2 protein-coding genes are annotated in these 972 nt (G+C 76.4%); both read right to left on the bottom strand.

Annotated elements, in window-relative coordinates:
* A partial coding sequence (locus tag CBZ_RS18715; protein ID WP_218022816.1) for a hypothetical protein occupies positions 1-345 on the bottom strand: 345 nt, incomplete at its 3' end.
* Positions 326-972 (bottom strand): signal peptidase I (locus CBZ_RS18710; protein WP_307720767.1); only part of this gene is annotated, 647 nt, incomplete at its 5' end. The genes CBZ_RS18715 and CBZ_RS18710, both read right to left, overlap by 20 nt.

Genomic DNA, 972 nt, shown 5'->3' with positions numbered 1-972 from the left:
CCGCCCGACCGTCCCGCGCGAGCCCGACCCGTCGCCGGACGTCTCGGCGGCCGTCGTCGTCGGCTCGGGCGCCGGGGCCGACGCCGCCGGGGCCGCCGGCGGGGCCGGCTCCTCGGAGGGCGTCGGGGTGGGCGTCGGCGTCTGCGTGGGGCGCACCTGGTAGACGAGCTCGACGGTCGTGCTGTCGGTGAACTGCGCCTGTGTGGCGTCCGCGACGGGTGCGGCGAGCGCGGCGACGGCGAGGGCGACCACGACGCCGAGCCGCACCCACGCGCCGCGGTCGGCGGCGAGGAACGGGTGCCGGGCCCGCGGGCCCGGCCGCTGGTCAGTCGAGCAGGAGGTCATCGAACCTCCCGTCCGCGGCAGGGGAGGCGCGGTGGCGGTCGCGCCGGGAGTCGACGACCGCGAGCACCTCCAGGACGGCGACGGCGACGAGCGGCGGGACGAGCATGACCGCGCGGCCGACGGCCGACGTGGACCACTGCAGCACCCAGCCCCACCCGGTGTGGACGCCGAGGACGACGCCGCGCACGCGCGTGATGGGCGTGGCGTTCGGGTCGGCGGTCGCGTTCGCGTCGCCCTTGGTGAAGACGTACGGCTTGGTCACGGTCGTGCCGTCGGCGTCGACCTTCGGGACGCGCTCGCCGGTCTCGGGGTCGTCGGTGAGCTCCGGCAGGTGCCGCAGCGCGACGACGCGGTGCGTGACGAGCTGGTCGGAGCCGACGGGCCAGAACGAGACGACCTGGCCGACCTTGAGGTCGGACTCCCGGCTGATGGCCCGCAGCACGACGGCGTCGCCCGCCTCGAACGTGGGCGCCATCGAGCCGGACGTGACGATGAGCAGCCGCTCGTCGTTGACCTGGTACCAGAGCGGGACGAGCAGCGACAGCGCGTACGCGGTCCCGCACACGGCGACGACGGTCCACAGCGCGGCGGACAGCAGCCGCCGCCAGAGCGGTCGCGGCGTCCGCG

Origin of the sequence: Cellulomonas biazotea, from assembly GCF_004306155.1 — a bacterium.
In the GTDB taxonomy this organism is placed as follows: domain Bacteria; phylum Actinomycetota; class Actinomycetes; order Actinomycetales; family Cellulomonadaceae; genus Cellulomonas; species Cellulomonas biazotea.
This window is presented reverse-complemented; position numbering and strand designations above follow the sequence as displayed.